At 72.4% G+C, this 24950-nt stretch carries 17 protein-coding genes; 4 read left to right on the forward strand and 13 right to left on the reverse strand.

All coding sequences use genetic code 11. The features are described 5' to 3' along the window. Positions 1-36 precede the first annotated feature (36 nt). Positions 37-918, forward strand: coding sequence for a peptidoglycan recognition protein family protein (locus tag GA0070618_RS35015; RefSeq protein ID WP_157749039.1), 882 nt, complete (start codon positions 37-39; stop codon positions 916-918). 53 nt (positions 919-971) lie between these two features. Here GA0070618_RS35015 and GA0070618_RS29585 read toward each other — a convergent pair whose 3' ends face one another. The 8 genes from GA0070618_RS29585 to GA0070618_RS29620 all read right to left on the reverse strand — a co-directional run bounded on the left by GA0070618_RS29585 (position 972) and on the right by GA0070618_RS29620 (position 13868). Continuing rightward, a complete protein-coding gene (locus tag GA0070618_RS29585; RefSeq protein WP_231931503.1) occupies positions 972-2207 on the reverse strand; it encodes an AI-2E family transporter in 1236 nt (411 codons plus the stop codon). A gap of 309 nt (positions 2208-2516) precedes the next feature. Beyond that, entirely contained in the window at positions 2517-5813 is a 3297-nt protein-coding gene (locus GA0070618_RS29590; protein WP_231931504.1) for a galactose-binding domain-containing protein, read from the reverse strand. A gap of 35 nt (positions 5814-5848) precedes the next feature. Continuing rightward, positions 5849-7309, reverse strand: a complete 1461-nt coding sequence (locus tag GA0070618_RS29595; RefSeq protein WP_088984570.1) for a glycoside hydrolase family 43 protein — start codon at positions 7307-7309, stop codon at positions 5849-5851. A 70-nt stretch (positions 7310-7379) separates the two neighbouring features. Beyond that, positions 7380-8678 (reverse strand): cellulose-binding protein, encoded by a 1299-nt coding sequence (locus GA0070618_RS29600; RefSeq protein ID WP_231931505.1) that lies wholly within the window; start codon positions 8676-8678, stop codon positions 7380-7382. 81 nt (positions 8679-8759) lie between these two features. Beyond that, entirely contained in the window at positions 8760-9569 is an 810-nt protein-coding gene (locus tag GA0070618_RS29605; protein WP_088984571.1) for a carbohydrate ABC transporter permease, read from the reverse strand. A gap of 13 nt (positions 9570-9582) precedes the next feature. Continuing rightward, entirely contained in the window at positions 9583-10548 is a 966-nt protein-coding gene (locus GA0070618_RS29610) for a carbohydrate ABC transporter permease (protein ID WP_088984572.1), read from the reverse strand. Positions 10549-10616: 68 nt separating this feature from the next. Next, entirely contained in the window at positions 10617-11870 is a 1254-nt protein-coding gene (locus tag GA0070618_RS29615) for an ABC transporter substrate-binding protein (RefSeq protein ID WP_197701683.1), read from the reverse strand. Between the two features lie 90 nt (positions 11871-11960). Further along, positions 11961-13868, reverse strand: coding sequence for a glycoside hydrolase family 127 protein (locus GA0070618_RS29620; RefSeq protein WP_088984574.1), 1908 nt, complete (start codon positions 13866-13868; stop codon positions 11961-11963). A gap of 184 nt (positions 13869-14052) precedes the next feature. On the opposite strand from GA0070618_RS29620, the gene GA0070618_RS29625 reads away from it, so the two are divergent. Further along, positions 14053-15081: a LacI family DNA-binding transcriptional regulator gene (locus GA0070618_RS29625; RefSeq protein ID WP_088984575.1), complete on the forward strand. Its 1029-nt coding sequence runs from the start codon at positions 14053-14055 to the stop codon at positions 15079-15081. Between the two features lie 112 nt (positions 15082-15193). Here GA0070618_RS29625 and GA0070618_RS29630 read toward each other — a convergent pair whose 3' ends face one another. Beyond that, a complete protein-coding gene (locus GA0070618_RS29630; protein WP_172900345.1) occupies positions 15194-15877 on the reverse strand; it encodes a DUF2470 domain-containing protein in 684 nt (227 codons plus the stop codon). A gap of 45 nt (positions 15878-15922) precedes the next feature. Here GA0070618_RS29630 and rpsD point away from each other — a divergent pair, with 45 nt between their 5' ends. Next, positions 15923-16531 (forward strand): 30S ribosomal protein S4, encoded by a 609-nt coding sequence (rpsD, locus tag GA0070618_RS29635; RefSeq protein ID WP_088985931.1) that lies wholly within the window; start codon positions 15923-15925, stop codon positions 16529-16531. Here rpsD and surE read toward each other — a convergent pair. The 3 genes from surE to GA0070618_RS29650 form a co-directional block, all read right to left on the reverse strand. Then, positions 16519-17397: a 5'/3'-nucleotidase SurE gene (gene surE / locus GA0070618_RS29640; protein WP_088984576.1), complete on the reverse strand. Its 879-nt coding sequence runs from the start codon at positions 17395-17397 to the stop codon at positions 16519-16521. The two genes, rpsD and surE, sit on opposite strands and share 13 nt — an antisense overlap. A 12-nt stretch (positions 17398-17409) precedes the next feature. Then, complete coding sequence (locus GA0070618_RS29645; RefSeq protein ID WP_231931506.1) at positions 17410-18339, reverse strand: 1-phosphofructokinase family hexose kinase; 930 nt, start codon at positions 18337-18339, stop codon at positions 17410-17412. Positions 18340-18436: 97 nt separating this feature from the next. Then, the gene (locus GA0070618_RS29650) at positions 18437-19729 is read right to left on the reverse strand and encodes an MFS transporter (protein WP_088984578.1); all 1293 of its coding nucleotides are present in this window, start codon (positions 19727-19729) and stop codon (positions 18437-18439) included. 94 nt (positions 19730-19823) lie between these two features. Here GA0070618_RS29650 and GA0070618_RS29655 point away from each other — a divergent pair, with 94 nt between their 5' ends. Further along, a complete protein-coding gene (locus tag GA0070618_RS29655) occupies positions 19824-20564 on the forward strand; it encodes an ABC transporter permease (RefSeq protein ID WP_231931507.1) in 741 nt (246 codons plus the stop codon). 82 nt (positions 20565-20646) lie between these two features. Here the strand turns inward: GA0070618_RS29655 and GA0070618_RS29660 are convergent, their stop codons facing one another. Further along, on the reverse strand, positions 20647-24930 hold the full coding sequence (locus tag GA0070618_RS29660; RefSeq protein WP_088984579.1) for a galactose-binding domain-containing protein: 4284 nt from the start codon (positions 24928-24930) through the stop codon (positions 20647-20649). Positions 24931-24950 lie beyond the last annotated feature (20 nt).

Below are 24950 nucleotides of genomic sequence, written 5' to 3' on the forward strand. Positions count from 1 at the left end.
ATCGATATTCATTGATCCTTGTCGATGGGAGAACCGATGCGACTCCGGCGATGGGCGAGCGTGTCCCTGGCCCTGGTCGTCCTCCAGGGCGCCGTCCTCGGCACCGCCCCGTCCGCGCACGCGGCCGTGCCCGCGCCGTCTCCGGACGCCGCGACGGACACCACCATCCTGAGCACCGACTACGGACCGGCGGCCTGGGTGCCGGCCAGCACGAGCAACTACACGGTGGCCACCCGGCCCACCGGCCAGCCCATCACCCACGTCGTCATCCACGTGACCCAGGGCTCGTACACCAGCGCGATCAACTGGTTCCAGAACCCGGCGTCCAAGGTCAGCGCGCACTACACGTTCCGCTCCTCGGACGGCGCGGTCACCCAGTCCGTGCGGGAGAAGGACATCGCCTGGCACGCCGGCAACTGGACCTACAACACCCAGTCGATCGGCATCGAGCACGAGGGCTGGGTCGACAACCCGGCCTGGTTCACCGACGCGATGTACCGCGCGTCCGCCGCGCTCACCCGGAACCTCGCGAACAAGTACGGCATCCCCAAGACCCGCAGCAACATCATCGCGCACAAGGAGGTGCCCGGGGCCACCCACACCGACCCCGGCCCGCACTGGAACTGGACCTACTACATGCAGTTGGTGAACGGCGTCACCGGCATCGGCTCCGGCACCGTGCACAGCGGCACCGCCGTGCTCAACGTGCGCTCCGGGCCCGGCACCGGGTACGCCGTCGTCGGCTCGCTGAGCGGGGGCGCGGCGGTGAGCGTCTACTGCCAGGCCACCGGCACCGCCGTCACCGGCCCCTACGGCACCTCCAGCATCTGGCACCGGATCGGCACCAACCGCTACGTCTCCGACGCCTACCTGTACACCGGGTACGACGGCTACATCCCGAACGTGCCGCGCTGCTAGTCACGGCCGTCCCGTCCAGCCCGCCGCGTCACGCGTGCGGGCCGGACGTCCGCCTACCCCCGGTCGTCCGCCTCGCGGGCGGCACCTGGCCCCGCCGGCGGCGGTTCGGCCGGCGTACCCGACGGGTCGACGGCCGAGGGGTGGTTGTCGAGGTGGTCGCGGGCGTACCGGTAGGCGACCGCGACGATCGCCGCGACCGGCACCGCCAGGAAGGCGCCGGTGATCCCGGCAAGACTGCTGCCGGCGGCCACGGCGAGGATGACCACCGCCGGGTGCAGGCTCAGCCCGCGCCCCTGGAGCAGCGGCTGGAGGACGTTGCCCTCCACCTGCTGCACCGCCACGACGATGCCAAGGATGATCAACGCGGTGGTCGGGCCCTGGTCGACCAGCGCGATCAGGACGGCGAACGCCCCGGCGACGAACGCCCCGATGATGGGGATGAAGGCGGCGAAGAAGGTCAGCACCGCCAGCGGCAGGACCAGCGGCACCCCGAACGCCCACAGGCCGATGCCGATGAAGAAGGCGTCGATGAAGCCGACCAGGGCCTGCTGCCGGATGAACTCCGACAGCGTCCGCCAGCTCCGATCCGACAAACTCGCGACGTGCACCGCCGCGCGCGGGCCGGTCTGCGCCGCCAGCCACGGCACCCAGCGGGGGCCGTCCTTGAGGAAGAAGAAACACAGGACCAGGGCCAGCACGGCGTTGACCACGCCGGACCCGACGGACGTGGCCCAGGTCAGCACGTAGCCGGCAATGTTCTGGGCGTTGGACTGCAACGCGGTGAAGACGTTGTCGATCGTCTCGCCGATCTGGTCCTCGCCGAGGTTGAGCGGTGGGCCGGTGAGCCACTTGCGCACCTGTTCGAGTCCGGCCGTCGCCTGGTCGGTGAGCTCGCCGATCTGGCCCACCACGGGCGGCACCACGAGGATGCCGAGCGCCGTCAGCAGGGCGAGGAACGCCAGCAGTACCGTCGCCGCGGCCAGGGCGGGCGGCCACCGGTGCGCGCGCAGGAACCGCACGGTCGGCCAGAGCACCGTGGTGAGCAGCAGGCCGAGCACCACCGGGAAGAGGACGACCCACAGCCGGCCGAGCAGGTAACCGAGTCCGACCAGCGCGGCGGCGATGACGAGCAGTTGCGCCGCGACGACCGCCACCCGGCGGATCGCGGCCCGCACCCGGGGACCCCGCCCGGGTGACAGTGCCGGTACGGGTGGCGCCGCCGGGGCACCCGTACCGCTCCTCGGGGTGTCGGCCGCGGACTCGCGCGGGCCGTCTTCTTCCTGGCTCAACTCTGCCTCCACCATGTGTCGCCCCGCCGAACCCTAGTCGTGGCGGGCAATCACGGTGACGGCAAGTCCCCTGCCCGTCCGCTGCGACACGGCACCGGACGGGCAGGGGCCAGGCGCCCCGACGGCCCCGGAAGCGTCGCGCGCCGGCATCGGCGCGCCGGCCACCCGCCGGGTCAGAACCCGCAGACCGGGTCCCAGTCGGCCAGGAGCGAGGGCCGCAGCGGCCCGGAGCGGCGGTCCGCTCCGGGCCTCCCGCCGGCCGGGTCGCCCCCACCCCCGCAGGGCCGGCCCGGCGTGTACCAGGGCGGGTCAGCCGAAGACCTGCGCCTCCAGCAGGCCGACGGAGGCCGTCCCGCTGGCGAGCAGGACGCGCAGCCGGGTCGTGGTGACCGGGGTGAACGCGACGTCGTTGTACCGGTCGGCCGCGACCGGGTGCCCGCCGGCGGCGGTCACGTCGGCCCAGGCGGCGCCGGTCCAGTACTGCACCTTCCAGGACGCCGGGAGCCGTACGCCCCCACCCTCGTCGAAGAAGTAGACCCGGGCCGAGCGGACCGTCTGCGCGGAGGCCCACGTCAGTTCGGCCCACTGCTGGCCGACCTCGGGCCAGGTCCCCCACCGGGGGTTGCCGGTGTCGTTCGACGAGGGCGGGTCGACGCCGTCGCTGATCGCGGCCACGCTCTCCCAGGGCGAGGTGTACGACGCAGACGGGGTCGCCGTGCGGGCCAGGTTCGTCCCCGGATCCGGGACGCCACCGCCGCCCCGCTGGTACACCTGCACCTCGGTCAGCCCGGTACGGAAGCCGGCGGCGTGGGTGAACTGCACCCGCAGCCGCGACGTGGTCACCGGGGCGAACCGGACCCGGTTGTAGTTGGACCGGACGACGCCGGGGGTCCGCACCTGGCCCGGCGCGGTGACCCAGGTGCCGCCGTCGAGGTACTGCACCGTGTACGAGCTGGGCGGACGGTAGCGGTTGGTGGCCCGGTCGTTGCGGAAGTAGAGCCACACGTCGTCCACCGTGCGGCTCTGCCCGAGGTTCACCTCGTACCAGTCGGTGGCGTTCGGTGAGCCGTGGCTGCCCCAGATCGGCTCGTTGATCGGGAAGCCGTCCACCGCCGCCGCCGTCGAGGTTCCCGACGCGGTGTACGACGCGGAGGTGGCCGCGCCCCGGGCCAGGTTGGGCAGGGTGGCGGTCAGGTCGGCGCCGGCCTTGGCGAAGATGTCCACCATCCGGTCGGCGGTGTGCGTGACCGCCTGCGGCGTGCGAAGTCCGGGGACCGCGGTGCGGTGGGTGGCGGTGCCGCCCTCGGGCAGTTCGACCGTGCCGGTGGCCGGGTCGTAGACCACCCGGGTCAGCCGGTCGACGGTCACCGCCCGGACGCCGTCGAGGTAGATCGAGTAGCCCTGCGGCACGCCCGGGTAGCGGGTGACGCCGTCGGCCGGGTCGTCCCAGACGATACTCAGGTCCATGTTGCGGTACCGCAGGTTGTTCACCGCCAGGTGCGACCAGCCGATGTCGATGGGGTCGAGTTCCACCCGCGCGTCGGTGCGCGGGCGCAGCCCGGCCACGTCCTCGATCACCGTCCAGTTGCTGCTGCCGAGGATGTTGTGGTGGATCCAGGACCGGTAGGTGATGGTCTTCGTGGTGGCGTTCCAGTCGCTCCAGAACTCGTTGGCGTCCGGCCACTGGGTGTTCCCGCCGACGTACTGCGCCCAGGCGTTCCAGTAGAGCAGCTTCTTGTAGTGCTCGGCGGTCATCCACTGGTTGGGGTAGTTGCGCAGCACCGAGGAGTAGAGCCGGAACTGCACGGTGGAGTTGATGGTCGAGAAGTTGTTGCTGCCCGGCTTGCCGGCCGCCGCGGCGGCGGCCTTGTCCCGCTGGTTGGCGGTGAAGAACGGGAAGACCGGGTACTCGGCCGGGTCGTCGAAGAGGCGTAGCGCCTGCCGGTACTGCTCGGTGTTCGGCATCAGGCCCACCGCGTACGGGTAGTAGTTGTTGATCTCCTTCCAGGGCACGTGGGTGTTGGTCGCCACGTGTCTGTGTTCCAGCAGTTGCCGGGACGGGTTCCACAGCGTGGTGAGCACGCCGGAGCGGATCCGCTCGGCCAGCGCCTGCATCTCGGCCGCCTTGGCGGTGTTGCCGACCAGCGCGTACGCCTGCTGCGCGGCGACCGCCCCGCTGTAGACGTACGCGGTCTCGGCCCGGTCGAGGTTGCCGTCGCGCCAGTGGAACGACACCGCGTCGGCGTCGTTGCCGGTCATCGCGCCCCAGTCGTACTCGATGACGCCGTTGCCGTTGGTGTCGTAGGTGGCGAGCTGTCCCTTGACGTCACCCTCGGCATAGCGGGCCAGGTGGCCGGCGATGACCGGTTGTCCACCGTGGATCTGGTAGCTGCGCCAGGCCGCCTCGGCGATGTACTGGGTGTAGGAGTTCGACCAGTTCTCCGGGTCGCCGGGGTTGTCCATGAACCGGCCGCCCTTGGAGGTCTGCCCCACCGACAGCCACGGCCCGTACGAGTAGATCGGGTTGCGCAGGTACTTCAGGTCGTCGATGTGCATCGGTTGGGTCAGCGCGATGGCGTTGTTGTAGCCGGTGACCCCTTCGATGGAGACCGGGAACTGGAAGTCCTGCCCCGGGATGTCCACGTCGAGGTAGTTGTAGCGCATCAGCCACCAGCGGTAGTAGACGTTCTTCTTGATCGCCGGGTCGGGCACGTCGACGTACGGGACGTTCTCCGCCCACCAGCGGTTGTAGTCGCGGACGTGGGTGGCGAAGGCGGTCGCCGGGGTGTACGCCCGGTACGTCTGGTACTCGGTCAGCGACTCGGGGATCTCGGTGGTGACGAAGCCCATCACCACCTTGGTGGTGACGCTCTGCCCGGGGGCGAGGGTCACCGACCGGTCGAGTCCGCCGCCGCTGACCGTGAAGCCGTCCCCGGCCAGCCGGGGGTGGATGGTGGTGAGGTTGTTCTTCACCTGCCGGCTGCCGGTGAGTTCGCCGCCGGTGCCGCTGGTCGCGTACGGCGAGGTGGCCCGGAGCTGGAGCGTGGTGGCGGCGCCGCCGGTGTTGGTCAAGGTCAGGTTGGTCACCGCGACGTTCTGGTGGGTGACGAACTTGGTCAGGTCGAGACGGACCGCGCCGCTGGTGTAGACGCCCTTCCAGTGGCTCGGCGACTGCCACCGGCTGCCGACCTGTTCGGTGAAGGTGCCCGGGGTGACCGCCACGGCGTAGGCGTTCTGGCTGCTGATGTTGTCCCAGTAGGCGGCGTTGCCGCCGAAACCGATCACGGCCGGGTTGTGGGTGTTCATGTAGAACCCCCGGCCCCGGGTCATCAGCCAGGGGCCGGCGGGGTCGTTGCCGGGGCGGGCGAGCAGCCGGTCCATCCAGAAGTCGGTGCCGCCGGCCTCGGCGTCGTAGATGGCCTTCATCATGTTGCCGGTGGTGTAGCCGACCGGCGGCGCGGGCACCGACGGGCCGGAGAAGGTGGGGTAGCCGATGGTCTGGGCCGCGTGGGCGGGGGCGGCGGGGACGGCCAGCGCGCCGACGGTGAGCACGGCGGCCAGCGCCAGTGCGGTCGGCGCCCGGCCTCGGGTGCGGGTGCGGAACACGGGGACACCTCCAGGGACGGGGTGGAGGGGGACGGTCAGGGCTGGTAGGCGAGCCACTCCAGCAGGCCGGTGGAGAGACCGGAGCGGGCGGTGACGGCCAGCCGCAGCCGGGTGGTGCTGACGGTGCCGAAGGTGGTGACGTTGTAGGTGTTCCCGGCGACCGGGCAGGACGACTGGCCGGGCACCGGCACGTAGCCGCTGCCGTTCCAGTACTGCACCTGGCAGGAGGCGGGCAGGTCGATGCCCTGGTCGTCGTCGAACCAGTAGGTGGCGATCCGGTTCACCTGGCGGGCTGCCGGCCAGGTGTACTCGACCCACTGGGTGCCCTGCTGGGGCCAGTTGCCGTACGCCAGGTTGCTGCGGTCGGCCGAGTTGGCCGGCACGCCGCCGTTGTGGAGCGCGGCGACGCTCTCCCACGGTGAGACGTACGAGGTGGTGGCGGTGGCCGAGGGGGCGAGGTTGGTGCCGGCCGGGGGTCCTTGAGGGCCGCCGGGGTTGGGCGGTGGGCCGGTGGCGGTCTGGACCACCTTGCGCATGGTGCCGTCCGCGTTGAAGTGCAGCAGGTCCACCGCGACGGAGCGGCGGAAGTTGCCGCCGCCGGGGGCGTCGGCATTGTGGTAGACGATGTACCACTGGCCGTTGAACTGGACCACCCCGGCGTGGTTCGTGGTCGAGGAGACCCGGTCGAGCACCACGCCCCGGTGGGTCCACGGGCCGAGCGGGCTGGTCGCGGTGGCGTAGCGCTGGCAGGCGTAGGCCGAGTCGGTGACGCAGCCGCCGGTGTCGTTGGCGGCGTACATCAGGTAGTAGAGGCCGTTGCGCTTGAACATCCAGGGGGCCTCCCAGAAGTTCGTCAGCCCCTGCGGGGTGACCACCGGCCCGTCCAGCTCGACCATGTTCGACTTGAGCTTCGCCGCCCGAACCCCCCAGTACCCGCCCCAGTAGAGGTACGCCTGGCCGTCGTCGTCGGTGAACACGGTCGGGTCGATGTTCAGGCCGGAGGAGTTCGGGGTGCTGTCGCTGACCAGCGGGCCACCCTTGGCGTCGGTGAACGGGCCGAGCGGGCTGTCGCCCACCGCCACGCCGATGTCCATCCAGCCGGGGCCGCGTCCGTTGACCGAGGTGTACCAGTAGTACCGGCCGTTGCGAGGTTCGACCTCGCTGGCCCAGGCGTCCGCGCCGGCCCAGGGGAAGGTGCCGACGTTGGCCCGCGCCCCGTGGTCGGTCCAGGTCGCCGCGTCGGTGGAGCAGAGCACCCGCCACTCGCGCATGACGAAGTTGTTGGTGCCGGTGGGTGCCTCGTCCCGGCCGGCGTAGACGTACATCGTGTTGCCGACGACCAGTGGGGCCGGGTCGGCGGTGTAGACGTGGGTGACGATCGGGTTGGCGGCGGGCGCGGGCGCGGCGGGCACGACCGCGCCGAGCGCGACGAGCGTGACGGCGGTGGCCACGCCGGCCCAGTGGACGGCACGCCGGGACTCGGGTGGACGGAACATGGGCGTCGCCTCTCTCGGGAGGGGGTGCGGTGCGGCGGCCCGCCGGGCGGGTGCCCGGCGGGCCGGTGGTTCACAGCCCGTAGCGACTCTTCAGGTGCCGCCACCAGTCGCGGAACATCCACGCGTCGAACTCGGTGATGGCACTGGCGGAGCCGGCCTTCATCAGGAACCCGCCGACACCGCTCGGCGACCAGTCGTAGAAGTCGTCGAGGCCGAAGGTGTGGCCGATCTCGTGCAGCAGGATGGTCATGTTCTCGGCGTTGATGTTGTTGACGAAGTACTCGCTGCCCATCCGCTGGCCCCAGTCGCCGCCCGCGCCGCCGCCCATGCCGGCGGTCAGCCAGAGCGACTGGTCGTAGTGGCGGGCCGCGCCGCCGGGGCAGTTCGGGTATTGGCCGTTCTGGTTGAAGAACCGCCCGCACCCCTCGGCGCACTGTGGGGCGTTCTCCCGGATGTCGTTCACGTAGATGTCGACGGAGGTGTCCGACCACTGCAACTGGGCCCGGTCCCGTACCGCCCAGCCGACCACCTTGATCGGCACCGTGGCGTACGGCCAGTTGTTGTGGCCGACCATCACGTCCATCCACTTCTTGTACTGGCGGGCCAGGGTGGCGTGGATCTGGTCACGCAACGCGGCGGAGACGCTGGCCGGGGAGTCCCAGCGGACGCAGAAGTTCAGGCTGCCCCGGTTGGCGAAGACCTGGTCCCAGCCGTAGTTGCGGAAGCCGTACAGGTTGGGATAGGTCGCCTCCTGGTGGGCCCAGACCTCGCCCAGCGGGGTGACCAGGTTGCCCGGCGGGTTCCAGCCGGTCGGCGGGTTACCACCGGGCGGGTTGGCGTGCGCCTTGACCTCCAGCAGCCCGACCGAGCCCGCGCCGCTGTCGAGCAGCACCCGCAGCCGGCTGGTGCTGACCGCGGTGAAGGTCACCAGGTTGTAGCGGTTCGCGGCCACCGGATATCCGGAGGCGCCCGTGACGTCCTGGTAGGAGCTGCCGTTCCAGGACTGCACCCGCCAGGCGGCGGGCAGCCGCACCCCGCCGTTGTCGTCGAAGAAGTAGACCTCGACCGCGCGGATCGTCTGGTTCGCGGTCCAGGTGAGCTGCGCCCACTGCTGGCCCTGGTTGGGCCAGGTCCCCCAGCGCGGGTTGGCCGTGTCGTTGGACGAGGTCGGGTCGATGCCGTCCCGGATCGCCGCGACGTCCTCCCACGGCGAGGTGTACGACGCGCTCGGCGTCGCCGTCCAGGCCAGGTTGTCCCCGGGCGCCGCCTGGGCGACGCCCCCGGTCGCCCCGACGGCGACGAGGCCGAGGCCGGCGGCCATCAGCCCGGCCGCCACGGGTGCGACGATTCGTCTCCACCACTGTCTCATCTGATCCCCTTGATCGAAGTTTGTCGATTTATTTGTCCCGGACCCGCCCAGGTCCCGCGGCCCATCGCGGGTGGTCCGGGATCAGCCCTTCACCGCACCGGAGGCGAACCCCCGGACGTAGCTGCGCTGGAGGAACGCGAAGAGGAGCAGGCACGGCACGGCCATGAAGACCACGCCGGCCTCCAGCGCGGCGTAGTCGATCGATCCGTGGCTCGCCGTACGCATGTTGACCACCGCCAGCGTGGCGGTGAACCGGTCGGTGGAGTTGAGCAGGATCAACGGCGCGAAGAACTCGCTCCACGAGGTGAGGAACGCGAACAGCGCGACCGTGACCAGCCCGGGGCGGACCGCCGGGAGCAGGACCCGGAGCAGCACGCCCACGCTGCCCGCCCCGTCGACCTGCGCGGACTCTTCCAGCTCCCGGGGCACCGCCTCGAACGAGTTGCGCATCATGAAGACGGAGAACGGCAGCTGGAACATGATCAGCACCAGGCTCAGCCCGACCAGCGAGTCCTCCAGGCCGATCCAGCCGAGCAGCACGTAGAGCGCGATCAGGATGGTCGCGTACGGCACCATCAGGATCGCCAGGGTGAGCAGGAAGAGCAGGTCCCGACCGGGGAACCGGAAACGCCCGAACGCGTAGCCGCCCAGCGTCGCGACCAGCAGCGTGCCGCCGACCGTCAACGCGCTGACCGTCACGCTGTTGACCAGGTGGTACGGGCGGATGCCGTGGTCGGAGGTGAACAACCGGTCGTAGTTCTCCAGACCGAACCCGGTGCCGGTCCGCACCGACGCCCACCCGCTCCACAGCAGCGGGAACAGGAACAGGATCGCCAGCGCCGCGCCGGTGACGGGGAAGCCCCACCGGGTGGCCGTCGGATAACCGGTCATGACCCTGCGCCCCCTATCGGGAACGTCGGCGCAGCGCGCCGAGCTGGACGACGTTGACGACGAGGAGCACGGCGAGCAGCACCACCGAGATGCCGGCCGCCGAACCGAGGTCGAGGCGGACGAACGCCTCGCGGTAGATCACCATCACCAGCGAGGTGGTGCTGTTGTCCGGCCCACCCCGGGTGAGGATCCAGAACTGGTCGAAGGCGAGCAGCGAGCCGGTCACCATCAGGGTGAGCACCAGCGCGACGGACGGCCGCAGCAGCGGCAGCGTGATCCGCCGGAAGGTCTGCCAGCGGGACGCGCCGTCGAGCCGGGCCGCCTCGTAGACCTCCAGCGGGATCGCCTGCAACCCGGTCAGCAGGATCAGCATGTTGAACCCCGCGAACCGCCACAGCACCAGCAGCACCGTCGAGCCGAGCGCCGAGCCGGCGCTGCCGCTGGTGAGGGAGACGTGCCCGTCGACCAGCCCGAGCCACCGCAGCAGGTCGGTGACCGGGCCGATCTCGTCGCTGAGCAGGCCCAGGAAGAGCAGGGAGGCGCTGGCGAAACCGACCGACATCGGCAGGACCACCGCGGCGCGGAGGAAGCCCACCCCGCGTCGGCGCTGTTGCAGCAGCAGGGCCAGCCCGAGCGCGACCGCGAAGAGCAGCACCGTCATGATCAGCGTGTACCGGAGGGTGAACCAGGCCGCCGACCGGATCAGCTCGTCGTCGGCGACGGCGGTGTAGTTGTCCGGAGCGTTGCGGGTCGGCGTGCCGAGCAGCGGCCACCGGTGCAGCGACATCCAGCCGACCAGGACCAGCGGGACGAGGAAGAACATGCCGACCACGAGTGCCGTCGGGGTGGCGTAGGCGAGGCCGGTCAGGGCCTCCCGCCGCGAGCGCGACCAGCCACGGCGCGACCGGCCCCCGGGGCGGGACGTGGTGGCCCCGCGCCGGTCGACGCCGGTCGACGGGGGCAGCACCGTGGTGGGCATCTGTTCCTCCGGTCCGGGGAGGGCGGACCCGCGACGCCGGACGCCGACGGCCGGGACCGCGTGGCGGGTCAGCCCTGCTGGAGTGACCTGGTGATGGCCGTGTTGCCCTCGGCGAGCGCGCGGGGGGCGTCCCCGAACAACGCGCCACGGACGGTGCGGAGCCAGGGGCTCTGCGGGTCGTTGAACGAGGCGTTGAAGTTCTCCGCGTACGGCGTCCGGCCTCGGGCCACCAGGCCGTTGATCAGCGTGAGTCGCGGGTCGGTCGCGGAGTACCGGTTCGCCGCCAGGTCGGTGCGGGTGGGCACCCCCTTGTTCTTCGCGACCACCTCGACCTGCGCCTCGTCCGACATGGTCCAGGCCAGGAAGTCCCAGGCCTGGGCGGCCCGGTCGCTGGTGGCGCCGATGCCGATCGCGTCCCCGCCGACGAAGGTGGACGCCCCGCCGGTCAGGCCGGGGATCGGCGCGACCCCCATCGACACGCCCTTCGACTCGATCATGCCGAGCCAGACCGAGGGGGCGGGGGCGATGCCGACCCGGCCGGCCTGGAGCGCGCCGAGCCAGGTCGGTCCGGCCTCGTCCCGGGAGGCCGGCGCGGCGACGCCCTCCTCGTAGAGCAAGCGGTAGAGCGCGAACACGTCGGCCATCTCCGGGGAGTCGATCCGGGCCGTCCGTCCCTCGGCGTCCAGGACCTCGCCGCCCGCCGCCCAGACCGACGGCCAGAAGGTGAACTCCACACAGCCGCCGCAGTTGCCGCCGAAGTAGGTGCCGTGCACGTCACCACCGAGCCGGTCGATGGCCCGCGCGTGTTCGGCGAACTCCCGCAGCGAGGTCGGGGGTCGCTCCGGATCGAGTCCGGCCCGCCGGTAGAGGTCCTTGTTGTAGAGCATCACCGACATGTCGATGGTGTGCGGGACCGCGTAGTTGCGGTCCTTCCAGGTGCCGGCGCGCACGTGCGCCGGGGCCACCCGGTCCCGCACGTCGAGCCCGGCGAACCGGTCGGTGAGGTCGGTCCAGAGCCCCTGCGCGGCGTACTGCGCGGCGAACACCACGTCGGCGGCGAACAGGTCGGGCAGCGCCCGGGCACCGGCCGCCGAGGCCAGCTTCGCCGGGTACTCCTCGTTGGGGTACGCGGTCACCCGCACCTTGTTCCGGTGCGTGGCGTTGTACGCCTCGGCGTACGCCCGGGAGACCGACTCGGTGGCCGCCCTGGTCCAGAGGGTCAACGTGGCGCCGTCGTCGACCCCGGACGGGCCGGTGGCCGACGGCGGGTCGTCGCCGCCGCAGGCCGCCACGGCCGTCGCCACGATCGCTGCCGTCAGCACGGCGACAACTCGAAGACCTCGCGGTCCCATCGGTCTCTCCTTCCGCCGGAAGCGGGGTAGACGAACACGTCCGGGGGCGGCCGGGCCGGTTCAGGTCACCGGCAACCAGACCCGCATGGTCGCCGGGCCACGCCGGGCCCACCGGTGGTACGGCAGCAGTCGCAGGCCGGTCAGGGGCGCCCCGGGGGCACGCCGGGGTGTCGGCCCGTACGGCCACGCCCGCTCCCCCGGGGCGGTGAACCGGGCCCGGACCAGGACCCCGCCGTCGACGTCGACCGGGAGGCTCCCCGGATCGACACGCAGCGTGTCGAGATCCTCGTCGGCGAGCGCCTCGGCGCAGTACACCACCGGTCCCCGCTCGACGGCGACGCAGCCGCGCACCGCGTCGACGCGGGGGTCGGGGTGGGTGAACCGGGGACGCAGCGGCAGTTCCAACCGGACCTCGTCGCCGACGACGAAGGCGTGCCGCACCGTGACCGGGCCGGGCGGGGCCGGTCGGCGGCCGGCCGGGGTGACCAGCACCGCCCCGGTGGCCCACTCCGGCACCCGCAGGGTGAGCGGGAAGCCGCCGCCGTCGGTCGCGGTCACCCGCACGGTCACCACGCCGTCGTCGGGGTAGCCGGTACGCATCCGCAGGGCCACCCGCCGGCCGTCGGGCAGCCGGGTGTCGACGTCGGCGTCGGCGTACTGGTGGATCCGCAGTCCCTCGTCGTCGGCGGTGACCAGGTAGGCCGAGAGGCTGGCGAGCAGCCGGGCGACATTGGGCAGGCAGCAGGAGACCTCGAACCAGGGGGCGCGCGGTCCCCCGCCGAAGCCGAGTTGCTGCTCGTCGGTCGGCACGTCCACCGTCCGGACGCGCTGGTGCAGGGTGTTGGCGTAGAAGAAGGCCCGCCCGTCGTCGCTGACCGCGGTGGCGACCACGTTGTAGAGGATGCGTTCGATCACGTCGGCGTACCGGCTGACGCCGGTGGCCAGCAGCAGCCGCCAGGCGAGCATGACCGCGGCGACCCCGGCGCAGGTCTCCGAGTAGGCCCGGTCGGGCGGGAGGACGAAGTCCTCGCCGAACGCCTCGTCCATGTGCCGCGAGCCCATCCCGCCGGTGAGGTGGGTACGCCGGGCCAGCGTCCGGTCGAACTGGGCGGCGACCGCCGCGAGCAGGTCATCGTCACCGGTCTCGACCGCCACGTCCACCGCCCCGCAGGCCAGGTAGAGGGCACGGACCGCGTGCCCGCGCAACACGGTGGCGTCTCGCACCGGGACGTCGTCGCTGTAGTACGCCCAGCCGAAGTGGTGCTGGGGCAGGCTCCGGTGCCCGCGTCGCCGCACGAACAGCCCGGCCTGGTCGAGGTAGCGCTGCTCGCCGGTGAGCCGGGCCAGCTCGACCAGGGCCGGCTCGATGTTCGGGTGGCCGCAGATGCCCCACGTCCCGTCCGGGCCGAAGGTGTCGCAGACGTGGTCGGCGGCGCGGCGGGCGATGTCGAGCAGCGGCCCGGCGCCTCCGGTCCGGGTCCGCGCGACGGCGGCCTGGAGCAGGTGGCCGGTGCAGTACAGCTCGTGCCCCGAGGCGAGGTCGCTGTGGCGGGGCCGCTGGCCCGGACCGCCGAAGGCGGTGCCCAGGTAGCCGTCGGGGGCCTGGGCCAGGGCGATCAGCTCGGTCAGTTCGGCGACCTCGCGGTCCCGGTCGGTCGAGGCGGTGCGGCCGACCTCCCAGGACATCGCCTCGACGAGCTTGTAGACCTCCGAGTCGGAGAACTCCCGTCCCCGCCGGTCGACCTCGCCGGCACCGGCCCGGGCGGCGGTGAAGTTGCCGGTCCAGCCGAGCTTGTCCATCCAGGACCGCCCGTGGTCGAGGGTCGCGCCACCGTTGACCCGCTGCCGGGTGGCCCAGAAGCCGTCCACGACCCGCACCTCGCCGAGGCCGAGGGGTCGCAGCGCACCACGCGACGGCACCACGGGACGGCCACCGGTGGGATCGGTACCGGGCGAAGCCTTCGTCATTGCCCCTCCGCCAGCTCGTAAGTGACCGGAGTCACCGGGGGTGTTGAGGCTACGATGGACTACGAAAAGCTTTTCGACAATACATTCACCCACATGGATCTTAATATCGACTGCTGGCGCTTCCGGAATCCGGGCACTACTCTCCTCTGACCAGGCTGGTCGAAACGCAGTCGAAAGGATTTCGGTGGGCAGACAGCGATCCCGATCGGTGACCCTCAGCGACGTGGCCCGACTCGCCGGCGTTTCAGTCGCCACCGCCTCCAAGGCCCTCAACGCCCGCGCCGAGGTCGCGCCGGCCACCCGGCAACGGGTGCTCCAAGCCGCCGACGAGCTGGCGTTCCAGCCGAACGTGCTGGCCCGTGGTCTGATCTCGGGCCGCACCCGCACCATCGGGCTGCTCACCGACGAACTCGGCGGTCGGTTCTCCATCCCGATCCTGCTCGGCGCGGAGAACGCCCTCGGCAACGAGCAGATGTCGGTGCTGCTCTGCGACGCCCGGGGGGACGCGATCCGGCGTCGGCACTACATCCGGGCGCTGCTGGCCCGCCAGGTCGACGGGTTCATCATCCTCGGCGACAGCAACGACGTCCGTCCGTCCCTCACCCGGGACATCCCGGTCCCGGTGGTCTACGTGTACGGCGAGTCGAGCGACCCCGGCGACCTGTCGGTGCTCGCCGACGACGAGGGCGGCGCACGGCTCGCCGCCGAGCACCTGGTCGCGCTGCGCCGCCGCCGGATCGCGCACATCACCGGGCCGGAGAGCTACCGGGCCGCCCGGGACCGGTTCACCGGGCTGTGCGCGGTGCTGGCCGAGCACGGGCTCCCGCTGGCCGGCGGCCGGCCGTGGTACGGCGAGTGGACCCAGCGCTGGGGCCGGCACGCCGCCCGGACGCTGCTCACCACCCATCCCGAGGTGGATGCGATCTTCTGCGGCAGCGACCAGATCGCAGCCGGGGTCACCCACTCCGTCCTCGCCCTCGGCCGGTCCGTCCCCGACGACGTCGCGATCGTCGGCTACGACAACTGGGAGGTGTTCGCCGCCGACTGCCACCCCCCGCTGACCACCGTCGACCTCAACCTCGAACAACTCGGGGCCACGGCGGTGACGCACCTGTTCGCCGCCCTCGACGGGCGGCTCGCCCCGGGGGTGATCCGGCAACCGTGCCGACTGGTGGTCCGCGAGTCCACCGGTCCTCTCCCGGTCCGGGGCTGACCACCGGCGGGCGTTCGCCGCGCCCGACGACGGGACCGCCCGGTCACGCGGTGAAACCGGCAGCTCCGCGACCTGATCGGGCGACCCGGCGGCCGGCGCGGGACCGGCCGGGTCAGCGGGAGCCGCAGCGGGCCAGCAGCCGGGCGATCTCCGCCGGCACCTGGTCCGGGCCGCGCAGCGACCTGCTGAACGGCAACCGGACGTCGCGGTGGCCGGTCGCGGACTCCAGCCGGAGGACGAGCCCGCACCGGTCCAACCGGAGCGGGTGGATGCGTCGGGCCTCCCGCCGCAGGGCCGCCGGAACCAGCCGGGCCAGGGTCGACAGGGTCTGCTGGCGCTGGTCGCCCAGCCGCCTCAGCAGGTCCGCCTCGGCGGCGGCGAGTGGATCGGGCCGGGCGGCGGCGAGGTCTTCCGGGTCGACCGGAGCGTCCCCGTCGGCGTCGACCAGCTCGGCGGTGACCAGGTCGAGGCGGACGACCACGTCGGTGTCGCCGGGGTCCACCACGGCCAGCCAGCCGGCCAGCGTCGCCCGGGACCGGACCCGGTCGCGCATCGGGACCGGGGCGAGACCGGTGACCTCGACCTGTGCGGCGACCTCGCCGGCGGCGAGGAGGTGCCGGGCGATGCGGCTGTCGGCGGGCAGCGCCAGGCGGAGCCGGCCGTCCCGGTCGACGGTGTGCCGGCCGGTCAGGTCGGCGCGGTGGTCGGGGGTCCGCAGGGTCAGCGACTCCGTGCCGACCAGCAGGGTGCACAGCCGTTCGGCAGCCCGGTCGGCCACCACCGTCTTGCCCACCACGTCGCCTCCAAGTTAGGTTAACCTTACCTTACACGAGAGGTGACGATGAACCAGTCCCGTCCCAAGATCAAACGGTCCCGACGTCTCGGCATCCCCCTGACCCCCAAGTGTGTCCGGTACTTCGAGCGTCGTCCGTTCCCGCCCGGCGACCACGGCCGGGCCCGGACCAAGGACTCCGACTACAAGGTCCGGCTCCGGGAGAAGCAGCGCCTGAAGGCGCAGTACGACGTCGCCGAGGGCCAACTGCGCCGGGCGTTCGACCGCGCCCTGCGCCGGCCGGGCAAGACCGGTGAGGAGCTGGTGGTCGACCTGGAGACCCGGCTCGACGCGCTCGTCCTGCGGGCCGGCTTCGCCCGCACCATCTACCAGGCCCGCCAGACCGTCACCCATCGGCACGTCACCGTCAACGGCCGGCGGGTGGACCGGCCGTCGGCCCGGCTGCGTCCCGGCGACCGGTTCGCCGTCGCGGAAAACAGCCGCGCCAAGACCCCGTTCGTCGTCGCCGCCTCGGGCGCGCACGCCCCGCAGCGGCCGGCGCCGTACCTCGACGTCGACCTGTCCGGGCTGACCGCGCGTCTGACCCGCCTGCCCGCCCGCGCCGAGGTGCCGGTGATCTGCGACGAACAGCTCGTGGTGGAGCACTACTCCCGCTGACCACGTGGCTGTTCCGGCTGGCCCGCACCGCCCGGCGCGGGCCAGCCGGTCGGCACCGTCACGTCGGAGGCGTGCCCCGGCGGCCGGACGGCGGTGACGGCGGCGTACCCCTCCGCGAGCCAGGCGAGGTCGGAGCCGGGAACCGGCTGGGCGCCGTTCTCCTCGAAGGCCGTCCGGACGTGGTCCTGGCCGCTCTCGACGATCGTCATCTGGACCTGCCCGAACGGGGCGAGGGTGGCCTGCCGCAGCCCGGCGACCTCCGCCACCGGCACGTCCGGCACGTTCAGGTTGAGCACCGTGCCCGGGTCGGCCCCGACCAGCCAGGGCAGCAGCCATCCGGCCAGCTCCGCCGCGGTGGCCCAGTTGCGGGCCTCGTCGTCGACCGTGTCCAGCACGGCGATCGCGGCACCGCCGGTGCCGGCGCTCGCCACGGCCGGGGAGAGCACGTCGAGGGAGACCGCCATGGCCCGGGCACCCTGGTTGGCGGCGGTGAGCGCCGCGCCGACCGTGCCGGAGTGCAGGAGCGCGTGGCCGGCGTTGGCGCCCCGGTTGATCCCGGACAGCACCACGTCCGGGGGCGGACCGAACGCGCCCAGCCCGGCCAGCACGGCGATGTAGGCCGGCGAGGCGGCGACGGCGTACGCCGGGACGCCGGGCAGGCCGTCCAGTCCGGCCCCGCTGAGGACCACCCGCCCGTCGTCGGTCACCGCCGACAGGGCCGCGCTCATCCCGCTCGCCTCCTCGCTCGGGGCCGCCACCACCACGTCCAGGCCCCGTTCGTACGCCGCCTGGGCGAGCCGGCGCAGCCCCGGCGCACGGATGCCGTCGTCGTTGGTCACCAGGACCCGTACCCGACGATCCTCCACCGCTGCCCTCCCCTACCTGTCGTCCAGCGGGGCGAGACGCACCCGGCTGACGAGTTCGCGGACCGCCTCGGCCCGGCCGGTGCCGAGCCCGTGCCGGGTGACGTTGAGCGCCCCGGCGGCGGCACCGGTCCGCACCGCCTCGTCGAGGTCCCCACCCCGGGCGAGCACCGCCGCGATGCCGGCGGTCATCGAGTCACCGGCGCCCCGGTGGTCGGCCAGTTCCAACCGGGGGACGTGCACCTCCACCGTGCCGTGGCCGTCGAGCAGCCCGAGGCTGGGCTCACCGGCCCGGCTGATCAGCACCGACGCCGCGCCCTGCTCCTGGAGGCGACGCCCGGCGGCCAGCAGCGACTCCACGCTGTCGTCCTCGGCCAGGCCGTCGTCCAGCAGCTCCTCGTGGCTGACCTTGAGCAGGGCCACGCCGCCCTCGACGACGGCGGTGAGGTAGTCCCCGGACAGGTCGGCGACCACCACCGCGTCGTTCGCGGTCAGGTCGGCGGCGAGCCGCCGGTAGATGTCCGGGTCGACCACCGACGGGTCCGCCGGGCCGCTGAGCACGCTGACCGGGGCGCGCAGCCCCTCGGTGAGGGCGACGGTGTACAGCTCGTCGATGTCGTGACGGACCATCGGCGCTCCGGCGAACTCGGCGATCTCCGCCCGCGAGCCGTCCCGCCGGTCGTGGACGTACCAGCCGCTGCCGGACTGCCGGAACACCGACCGGACGGTCACGTCCTCCTCGGTGAGCAGCTTGTGCAGCGCGTCACCGACCTCCCCGCCGAGCGCCACGCAGAGGGTGACCGGGACGCCCAGGGAGGCGATCATCCGCGCCTGCCAGACGCCCTGCCCGCCGGGGTGCAGGTGCAGCTCGACCGCGTCGGCCTGTTGTTCGATGGTCACGGTCAACAACGGCGCTGGCGCGAACACCATCACACGATCGTCCATGCGGCCCCTATACCCCGGCCCTTCCGGGCTGACGCGTCGCCGCCCGCCACGCCCGGCGTGTCGCGACGGAACGCGCCGACCGGCGGGGCGGCCGGGCTCACGCCACGACGGTTCGACCCTCTTCCGGGACCACCACCGCTGGGACGTCGTCGGGGACGGTGTCCGGCCGGATCCGGCCGTGGAACCGCCGCTGGTGCCGCATTCCGGCGACCACCCCGGCGGCGACCAGCACCACGGAGGCGACCGCGACCGCCGGGTAGCCGACCCGGTCCGCGCCGGCCAGGCCGATCGAGGCGGCGACGAACGAACAGATCAGCCCGAACGACGACAGCACGGTGAAGTCGGTGCCGCCGGTGCCCGGTCGGGAGTAGTCCATGTTCACCGTGTAGAGCACCACGTTGAGGATGGTGTACGCGGCCATGAAGCAGCCCAGCGCGGCGACCGTGCCGGCGAGCGGGGCGTGGCCGTTGAGCAGCGGCAGCAGCAGGACGGTGGAGACGGCCAGGGCCACGCCGCCGACGACGAGCACGCCGCTGCGGCCGAACCGGCCGATCCCGGCTCCGGCCAGCAGTCCGGCCAGGATCGCCGGCACGCTGATCACCACACCGGTGACCAGACCGACCCGCTCCAGGGTCCAGCCCGCGTCGACCAGCGCCGGCGTGACCAGCGCGTACGCCGCACCGGCGCCCACGTAGACCAGCGGCACCACGACGAAGGTCCACCACCGGCAGCCGGGTTGGCCGAACGTCGACAGCAGCGCCCGGTACGCCTGGCCGGTGCGGGCCACCCGGTCCGTGCGGGGCGGTTCACGGAACCGCCACACCACCACCAGGCCGACGGCGGTCAGCACGGCCAGCAGCAGGATCGCCGGAACCCAGCCGAAGCGGTCGTAGACGATCACGCAGGCCCCACCGCCGAGCAGGTTGCCGAGGTAGCTCGCGGCGACCTGGATCCCGTTGCCGGTGCCCCGGGTGCGCCCGGAGAGCAGCCGGACGGCCACCGCGTCGGCCGCGACGTCCTGGGTGGCGGAGAGCAGCACGTACGCCGCGCAGATCGCGACGACCGGGCCGAGCCGCTCGGCGGGACGGGTGAACGGCAGCAGCGCCAGCAGGGACAGCACCAGACCGCCCTGGAGCACGAGCAGCCAGGACCGGTAGTGGCCGTGGCGGCGGGAGCCGTACCGGTCGAGGATCGGGGCCCAGAGGAACTTGACCGGCCAGATCAGACCGACGACGTTCAACAGCGCCAGGGTCTCCAGCGAGGTGCCGCCGTCGCGGAGGATCGCGGTCAGGCCGATGGTGATGAAGCCGATGCCCAGGTACTGGGTGACGTAGAGCGCCGTGAGCGTACCCAGCCGGCCGGACGCCGATCGGTCCCGAACGTGTTCCACTCGTCCTCCCGGTCGAATTAGTTAGGCGAGGGTAACCTAACTCGACCGACCTGGGTATCCACGTCGGGTCCGGTGTCCGGTAGGCATGGACCGCATGACGTCGACGATGCTGGTGACCGGGCCGAGGCTGGTGGTCGCCCTGGTGGCGCTGACCGCCGTCGCGGCGGCGGTGGTGACGCTCGGCCGGCTCGGCCACGGTCGGCAGATCGTGGTGGCCGCCGTCCGCGCCACGCTCCAACTGGCGGCCGTGTCCCTGCTCATCGTCGTCATCGTCGGGTCGGCCCCGGCGACGGCCGGCTTCGTCCTGCTCATGTGGGCGGTGGCGGCGGCGACCTCCGGCCGGCGGATCACCGGCGGACGCACCTGGTGGGCCGCCGTGCCGATCGGGGCCGGGAGCCTGCCGGTCGTGGCGGCGTTGCTGGCGGTCGGCCTGCTTCCGCCACGCGGCATCGCGGTCGTCCCGGTGGCCGGCATCCTGATCGGCGGGGCGATGACCGCCACCTCGCTGGCCGGCCGCCGGGCCCTCGACGAACTCGCCACCCGCCGGGGCGAGGTGGAGGCCGGGCTCGCGCTGGGCCTGCTCCCCCGGGACGCGGTGCTGCTGGTGTGCCGTCCGGCGGCCGGGCAGGCGCTGGTCCCGGCGCTGGACCAGACCCGCACGGTGGGGCTGGTGACGCTGCCGGGGGCGTTCGTCGGGGTGCTGCTCGGCGGCGCCGACCCGCTCACCGCCGGGGTCACGCAACTGTTCGTCCTGATCGGCCTGCTGGCGGTGGAGGCGGTCGCCGTGGTCGTCACCGTCGAACTGGTCGCCCACGGCCGGCTCCGACCGGCGTGACCGGCCGTCGTCGCCGCCCACCGGCCTTCGGACGGACACCGCCCCCGGAGCCGGGGCTTCGGGGGCGGTGTCGTACCGACGGTCAGCTCCGGTTGATGGTGAAGGTGGAGGTGGTGTTCCGGATGTCCTGGTGGTTGTCGGTCAGCCGCAGGTTGACGAAGGTCGCCGACCCGACCGCCGGGCCCTGCCCCGGCTCGGGCATCTCGTTGACCCAGATGCCGAAACCGGACTTGGCGTCGAAGGCGTCGCCGCTCTTGCGGGCCCCGGAGATCGACACGTTGGTGAAGACCGTGTCGGTGACCGGGAACTCCGGCTGCCCCGGGGCGCGGTACTTGGTCTGGAACATGATTCCCGAGTACGTCGGATCGACGATGTCGACGTCGGACACCCGGATGCCCCGGAACTCCTTCGAGGCGGAGAAGACCCAGATCGCCGGGAAGGTCTGCTGCCCCCAGAAGTGGCCGCCGGCCCGGATCAGCGAGATGTTCTCGAACCGGGTCGGCGGGCTGGCCCCGAACCCGACGAACGGGTACCCGAAGTCCAGCGAACTGATGGTGATCCCGGAGTACGTCAGCATGTCCGCGATGTAGAGGTTGCGGAACACGTTGTCGTAGCCGCCGTACACGGCGACCCCGGCGGCCCGCCAGGTCAGCGTCGCGGAGAGGTTCTCGAACACGTTGCCGTGGTTGCCGGTGGCGGCTCCCTGGTCGGTGGCGGAGAACAGCGCGAACGCGTCGTCACCGTTGGACCGGCCCTCCGAGTTGGCGACCCGGTTGCCGGTGCTGCCGTTGGTCATGTTGACCGCGTCGGCGAAGGTGTTGCGGAACCGGCTGTTGGTGATGCTCAGGCCGCTGACGCTCACCCCCCAGTACGCGCAGACGGTGTGCTCGACCCAGACGTTGTCCAGGGTGAGGTCGTCGACATCCTTCAGTTCACCCCACACCTTCCCCGGCCCGTCCTGCCGGACCGTGTAGTTGCCGAAGAACGCCAGGTGGGCGAAGGTGGAGCCGCTGGCCGACGGCTCGACCCGGAAGCCCGCGTCGGTGTTCTGCTGGTCCGTCGGGGTCTGGAAGCGGGTGTACCACATCCCCGCGCCGACCACCTGGACGGCCTTGCCGTACACCTGGAACTTCTGGGCGGTGGTGTAGGTGCCGGCAGGCAGGTAGACGCCGACCAGGGTGCCGGTGGGGTCCATCCGCACCGCGTCCAGGGCGTTCTGCACGTCGGCGTGGCTGAACCCGGTGGGCACCCGGTAACGGGCCGGGTCCGGGTTGGCCCGGGGCGCCACCAGCTCGGTGTTGACGAAGTCGATGGCGTAGGTGGTGGTGTTCGCCGGGTCCTTCTGGAGCCGGATCGTGGCGCCCGCCGGGATGGTGCCGTTGAGCATCACGTTCGCCTCGTCGTACAGGTGCCGGGGCGGGCCGGCGCTCGGCGAGTCGCTCGGGCTGGCCTCGGCGCCGTAGAGCCAGATGTGCTTCGAGGTCAGGTTGATCGGCTTGTGCAACGTCCCGTTGACGTAGACGTTCAGCGTCGCGTCGATGCCGCCGCCGTTCGGGGCGTCCGGGATGGAGAACCGGGTGACCAGGGTGTTGGTGGCCGCCCGGGTGGTCCACTCGACGTACGCGCCGGTGCTGTTCAGGGTGACCGCCCGCCGGCCGGACGCCTCGCCGGCCAGATCGCCGATGGTCCGGTTCGGCCCGACCACCTGCGCACCGCCGCCGATGCGACCGTCCTCGGCCTCTAACATGTCGTACGGCAGGTTCGCCCCCCGCCCGACGAAGAGCGGACGCTCGCTGGTGTTGTTCTCCCGCTTGACCGGCAGCTCGTTGGCGTCGGCGGCGAGCGCCACCCGCACCGTGTACCGGCCGTTGGCCGCCGTCCAGCTGCCCAGGCTCACCGCCGGGCTGGTCGCGCCGGCCGCGATGACGCCGGTGTACGAGCCGGTGAGCGTGCGGACCACTGCCCCGGTGTCGTTGAGCACGGTGAGGGTGATGCCGTGTGCCCCGCCGGCCGAGGCGACGCTGCCCTGGTTGCGGACGGACACCGAGAAGGTCACGTTCTGGCCGGCGGTGGGGGTGCCCGGCGACCAGGTGACCGCGCCGGCCACCAGGTCGGAGCTGGCCACCGGGGAGACGGTCAGCGCGGCCGTCCGGCTGTTGTTGGACTCGTTCTGCTCGATCACCGCGTTCGCGTCGTCGGCGACCGCGGTGACCTGGTAGCTGCCGGCGTTGCGGACCCCGATGTTCGCGGTGACCGTGGTCTGCGCCCCGGCGGCCAGCGCGCCGACGGCGGCGGTGCCGACCGTGGTGTCGCCCAGCTTGAAGGCGACCCGGGAGGCTCCGGCGGCGGCCGGACCGGCGTTGCGCACGGTCGCCGACAGGGTGACCGGGTCGGTCTCCACCGGGGCGGACGGGCTGGCGGTCAGCGCGGTGACGGTGAGGTCCGGGTTCGGCGCCGGAGTGCCGAGCACCTGGAACTCGGCGACCTGCCCGTTGGACGAGCCGGAGTTGGCGGTGAACTGCAACCGCACGTCGGCGGCGGTGGCGGTGACCGGGATGGTCACCGTGTTGCTGCTGCCCGGGCTGAACGAGTACGTGGCCGAGCCGACCAGGTTGCCGAACGACGAGGCCGACTGCTCCCGGCCGAGCACCTGGAAGGTCTGGGTGCGGGGTCCCCACGCCGGATCCGGGTTGAGCTTGACCACGACCGCGCTGATGCTGGCGTTCGCGCCGAGCGCGACGGTCAGCGTGCTCGGGTACGCCCCCGGCGCGCCCTCCCAGTAGGTGGCCACGTCGTTGTCGTTGGCGTTGGTCGCCTGGAAGACGTGCACCGTCGACGAGGCGGTGATCGGCTTGCCGACGGCCAGGTTGCTGCCGCCCGGCGTGCTGCCGGTCCGGGTGACCGTGTTGCTGTTCGCGGAGACGTTGCCGGCCGCGTCCCGGGCCCGGACGAAGTAGGAGACCGTCGCGCTGTCCGGCTGGCTGTCGGTGTACGTCAGGGTGGACCCGCCGACGCTGCCCCGCAGCGCGTTGTTGGCGTAGACGTCGTAGCCGGCGACGCCGACGTTGTCGGTGGACGCGGTCCAGGTCAGCCGGACCTGCCCGGTGCCGGGCTGGGTGTACGCGAGGTTCCCCGGAGCGGTCGGCGCGACGGTGTCACCGGTGCTGCCGGTCCGGGTGACCGTGTTGCTGTTGGCGGACGCGTTGCCGGCCGCGTCCCGGGCCCGGACGTGGTAGGCGACGGTCGCGCTCGCCGGCTGGGTGTCGGTGTAGGTCAGGGTGGACCCGCCGACGCTGGTGCGCAGCACCCCGTTGGCGTAGACGTCGTAGCCGGTCACGCCGACGTTGTCGGTGGACGCGGTCCAGGTCAGCCGGATCTGGTCTGGGGCCGGCTGGGTGAAGGCGAGGTTGCCGGGGGCGCTGGGCGGCTGGGTGTCCCCGGTGGCGGGACCGTATACCTCCAGTTCGGAGAGCTGCCCGGCCGGCCAGGCGGTGTTCGCGGTGAACATCAGCCGCAGGTGGCGGGTGCTGGCGGTGGGGAAGGTGAGGGTGACCGTGTTGCCGCTGGCCGGGTCGAAGGCGTGGTTGGCGGCGGCCAGGATGTCGGTGAAGCTCGACCCGGTGGCGCTGCCCTGCACGGCCACCGTCTGGGTCCGGGCGCCCCAGCCGGGTGGCAGCTTGAGCACCAGCCGGTTGACCCCGACCGTGGCGCCGAGGTCGACCCGGAGCCACTGCGGGAAGGCGTTGTTCGCGCTCTCCCAGTAGCTGGCCGGGTTGCCGTCGTTGGCGTTGCCCGCGCCGTAGACGTCGGCGTGGCTGCTGGCGCTCATCGTCCGGCCGGCGGCCAGGTTGGTCGACGAGGCCGTCGCCCCGTGCACGGCCAGTTCGCCCAGCTGGGCCGCCGCCCAGCCGGTGTTGGCGGTGACCGCCACGCGCACGTACCGGGTGGGGGTGGCCGGGAAGCTGACGGTGACGGTGTTGCCGCCCGCCGGGCTGAAGACCCGTCCGGCCGCGGCGGCCAGGGTGGCGAAGCCGCTGCCGTCGGTGCTGCCCTGCACCGAGAGGGTCTGGGTGCGCGTCTCCCAGCTCACCGGCAGCCGCAGCACCACCTGGTCGACCGACTGCACGCTGCCCAGGTCGACCTGGGCCCACTGGGGCAGCGCGCCGCTGCTCTCCCAGTAGCTGTTCGGGTCGCCGTCGGTGAGGTTCGCGGCGGCGTACGGGGCGTTGGTGCTGCTGGCCGTGGCGGTGCGGCCGAGGGCGAGGTTGGGCCCGCCGGCCGCGGCGGCCGGGGTCGGGGCCGGCCCGGTGAGGACCAGCCCGATCGCGGCGAGCGCCGCGACGACTCTGGTACGGAGTCTGGACATGGTGAGGCGACACCTTCTTC

This window comes from Micromonospora echinospora, assembly GCF_900091495.1.
GTDB classification, from domain to species: domain Bacteria; phylum Actinomycetota; class Actinomycetes; order Mycobacteriales; family Micromonosporaceae; genus Micromonospora; species Micromonospora echinospora.